This is a genomic window from Cupriavidus sp. 01L46 (assembly GCF_056399905.1).
This window is the reverse complement of sequence record NZ_JBFTSF010000491.1, coordinates 1-4,008: the sequence shown is the minus strand read 5'-3', so window position 1 is coordinate 4,008 and position 4,008 is coordinate 1. Positions and strand designations below refer to the sequence as shown.

Below are 4,008 nucleotides of genomic sequence, written 5' to 3'. Positions count from 1 at the left end.
CTCCAATCTCGACGCCAAGCTCAGGACCTCCGCGCGCGAGGAATTGCAGCAGCTTCAGCGGCGCCTGGCGACCACCACGATCTACGTCACGCACGACCAGATCGAGGCGCTGGCGCTAGGCGACCGGGTCGCCATTCTCGATCACGGCCGCGTGCACCAGCTCGGCACCCCGCAGCAAGTGTACGAGCAGCCGGCAGATACCTTCGTGGCCACCTTCATCGGCTCGCCGCCGATGAACCTGGTCGACACCGATGGCCTGGTGACGGGCTTCCGGCCGGAGCACTTCCTGCCGCGCGGGGTCTATGGCGGCGATGAAGCGCTGGAACCCTTCCCCTTCCATATCACCCGCATCGAGAATCTCGGTTCCGACCGGCTGGTGTATGGCCTGCTGGAGCCACCGCTGCCGCCGGCCAAGGTTATCTCGCGGATTCCCTGCACCGTCACCTTCGCGCTGGAGACCGGCGCGCGCTACCCGTTCGCGGTGCGGCGTGCCGACCTGAGGCGCTTTGATCCGCATTCCGGCGCCAGCCTCGGCGTGCCGTCGTCCGTGAGGCCGGCATGAGCACCCGGGCTCCCGCCGCGCTAGCGCCACAGGCCGGTGCCTGGCATGCGCTGGGCGAGCGCTGGCTCGGCGCCCTGATGCTGGCGCCGGCACTCATCTATATCGCGCTGCTGCTCGGCCTTCCCTTCCTGCTGTCGATCTACTACAGCCTGTCCGATATCACGGTGGGCACGCGCGCCATGCATTTCGTTGGCCTCGCGAACTTCCAGCGTATCGTGCACAACCCCACCTTCTGGCGCTCGCTTGGCAATGCGCTGGTGTTCACGCTGGTGTCGCAGGCGCTGGTGGTGGTCCTGGCCAAGATCCTGGCGCTGGCACTGGTGCGTGATTTTCGCGGCAAATGGCTGGTGCGGCTGCTGATCCTGTTACCGTGGGTGGCGCCGATCTCGCTGGGTTCGATCGGCTGGCTGTGGATATTCGATCCGGTCTACAGCATCATCAACTGGACGCTGCGCGCGCTCGGCCTGTTTGGGCCGCAGACCTGGCCGATCTGGCTGGGCCAGCCGGACCTGGCCATGGCGTCGGTGATCCTGGTGGATGTCTGGCGCCTGCTGCCGCTGGCCACGGTCATTATCCTGGCCGGCCTGCACGGCATCCCGCAGGATATCCACGATGCCGCGGCCATGGATGGCGCCGGCTTCTGGCGCCACCTGTTGCGCATCAATATCCCGCTGGTGATGCCGATCATGCTGGTGGCGCTGTTGTTCGGCATCGTGTTTACGCTCACCGACATGATCATCATCTTCGTGCTGACCCGTGGCGGGCCTTACGACACTACGCAGGTGCTGGCCAGCCTGGCATTTTTCACCGGCATCCAGGGCGGCGACCTGGCCGAGGGCGCGGCGATTTCGCTGTTCCTGTTCCCGCTGCTGGTAGCGGTGGTGGCMCTGCTGCTGACCATCGCCAACCGCGCGGAGGTAGCCTGACATGCGTGCCGATGCCAGTCACTGGAAGCACAGAGGCGCGCGCTGGGGCGCACGCTTCGGCCATGTCGCCATCCTTGCCGTCTTCGCGGGGTTCTGCGCCTTTCCCTTCTACTGGATGCTGATCACCACCTTCAAGGATGTCCACGACCTGATCAACAYGGCCAACAACCCCTTCCTGTTCAACCAGCCGCCCACCCTGGACAACCTGCGCGTGCTGTTCCTGGAGACACGCTACCTGCGCTGGATCGCCAATACGCTGCTGGTGGGGGCGATGGTGGTGGCCATCACCTTGCTGCTGGCGGTGCCGGCCGGCTACAGCCTGGCCCGGCTGGCAGGCAGCCGCGGGCGGCAGCTGGCGATCGCCATCTTCCTGACCTACCTGATCCCGCCCACCATCCTGTTCATTCCCTTCTCCCGCATCATCGGCGCGCTCGGCCTGCAGKATTCGCTGTGGTCGCTGGTGCTGGTGTACCCGAGTTTCACCGTGCCTTTCTGCACCTGGCTGATGATGGGGTTTTTCAAGGCGGTGCCGCGCGATATCGAAGAGGCGGCGATGATGGACGGGCTGAGCCGCTTCGGCGCCTTCCTGAAGGTGGTGGTGCCGCTGTCGTCGGCCGGCATCCTGACCGTAGTCATATTCACGCTGACGCTGGTGATGCAGGAATTCGTCTATGCCCTCACCTTTATCACCAGTTCGTCACAGTACACCGTCAGCGTTGGCGTGCCGACCTTCCTGGTGCGTGGGGATGTCTATTTCTGGGGCTCCCTGATGGGCGCCTGCCTGGTCGTCAGCGTGCCGGTAGCCGTGCTCTACAACCTGTTCGTCGACCGCTTTGTCGCGGGTTTTACCGTGGGCGCGGTGAAGTGAGCGGGTTTGGCGGTGGCCGGGTCCGTGCTCCCGCTGCGCGGCGCCGCCTCAAACTCCGCTACAATCGCGCCATGTTTCGCGCAGACCGCCCCTCCTTCTTGCGGGGAGCCTTGCTGCTGTTGCTGTTTGCAATGCAGCTCCTCACCCCGCTTCTGCACGGCCATCTCGGAACCCCGAAACTCCATGGCCTGCATGTGCACACGGCGCTCCAAGGTGCGGTTAATTCTTATTCTCCTTCCGCTTCATCCCCTTTGCCCACAGGTTCCGCCGCGCTGATCGCGGTCGCGCCTGATCGAGGCTGATCACGGCGTGCCGGGGGCTTCCATCCTGCTTTGGAGTCAGGCATGTTTTCCCGTCGAGTTGGTTTCGTTGGCGCGCTGGTCGCGTCGACGCTGTTCCCCATTGGCATGGCCCGCGCGCAGGTACTGGCGTTGTCCGATGCACAGGCCCGCGCGCTCGGCGTGCGGTTTGATCCGGTCGCCGGTGCCGCGCAGCTGGAGACCGGCGCCAGCGCTCGCGTGGTGCTGAAGCCCGATGCGCAGTACGTGGTTGCGGCGCCCTATGCCGGCATGGTCTCGCGCGTGCTGGTGTCGATCGGCCAGGCGGTGCGCGCCGGCCAGCCGCTGGCCGCCTTTGCCAGCCCGCAACTGTTCGAGGCCGGGCGTGCGCTGTCGGAAGCGCGCTCGCAGGCCAACCTGGCCCGCCTGGCGCTGGCGCGGGACCGCGGCTTGCACGACGACGGCATCATCCCGGGCAGCCGCTGGCACGCCACGCAGGCACGCGCGGCGGAAGGCGCGGCGATGGTGCGCGCCCGCGAGGCCGAGATGGCTGCCGCGGGCATCGTGTTCGCCAGCGGCTCGGGTGAGCCGCAACTGGTGGCCGGCCGTGCCGGGCTGATTGCCGAGGTCAACGCCGTGCCCGGCACGCGCGTGGAAGGCGCCGCGCCGTTGTTCCGCATCGTGGATCCCACCGCGCTGGAACTGGATCTGCTGGTTGGCCGCGATGTGCCCGCTCCGGCGGGCGGCGAGCGCGTGGAGGTGCGCCAGCGCGGCGCCACCGGCACGGTGGCCGGCGTGGTGCCGGCAAGCGACGGCACCGCCGCCGTGCGCGTGCGCGCGGTGCTGGACAAGCGCGGCAGCCTGCAGGCCGGCGAGAGCGTGAATGTGATCGTGCACTTGCGTAGCACACCCGACGCCACCGGCGCGGGCCGCGTACGGGTGCCGGCCATGGCGCTGACGTATTGGCGCGGCACGCCGGGCGTGTTCGTGGCGACCAAGACCGGCGTGCGCTACCAGACCGTGGTGGTCGAAGCCGTGGACGATGCCGCCGCGACCGTGCGCGGCCCGCTGCCGGCCGGCACGCGCGTGGCGGTGGCCGGCGTGGGCGCGCTCAAGGGCATGCTCGCGGGAGGCCAGTGATGCTGGCCGGCCTGATCGAATTCTCCCTGCGCCAGCGGGCGCTGGTGCTGATTGCCGCCTGCGTGCTGGCTGTGGCCGGAGCGTGGGCTTACTTGAAGCTGCCCATCGATGCCTTTCCGGACATCTCGCCCACCCAGGTCAAGGTCATCCTGAAGATCCCCGGCATGACGCCGGAGGAAGTCGAGCAGCGCGTTTCCACGCCGATCGAGCAGGAACTGCTGGGCATCCCGCACA

General features: G+C 67.5%; 5 protein-coding genes. All 5 read left to right on the top strand.

Translation table 11 applies throughout. The annotated features are described in order from the left end of the window. Positions 1-562: ATP-binding cassette domain-containing protein (locus AC1DS3_RS37390; protein WP_477129221.1), on the top strand; the 562-nt coding region annotated here is incomplete at its 5' end. Continuing rightward, complete coding sequence (locus AC1DS3_RS37385) at positions 559-1,488, top strand: carbohydrate ABC transporter permease (protein WP_441640431.1); 930 nt, start codon at positions 559-561, stop codon at positions 1,486-1,488. The genes AC1DS3_RS37390 and AC1DS3_RS37385, both read left to right, overlap by 4 nt. A gap of 1 nt (position 1,489) precedes the next feature. Beyond that, entirely contained in the window at positions 1,490-2,356 is an 867-nt protein-coding gene (locus AC1DS3_RS37380; protein WP_477129220.1) for a carbohydrate ABC transporter permease, read from the top strand. A gap of 344 nt (positions 2,357-2,700) precedes the next feature. Then, positions 2,701-3,774, top strand: a complete 1,074-nt coding sequence (locus AC1DS3_RS37375) for an efflux RND transporter periplasmic adaptor subunit (RefSeq protein ID WP_477129219.1) — start codon at positions 2,701-2,703, stop codon at positions 3,772-3,774. Beyond that, on the top strand, positions 3,774-4,008 hold a 235-nt coding region (locus tag AC1DS3_RS37370), incomplete at its 3' end, for an efflux RND transporter permease subunit (protein WP_477129218.1). The genes AC1DS3_RS37375 and AC1DS3_RS37370, both read left to right, overlap by 1 nt.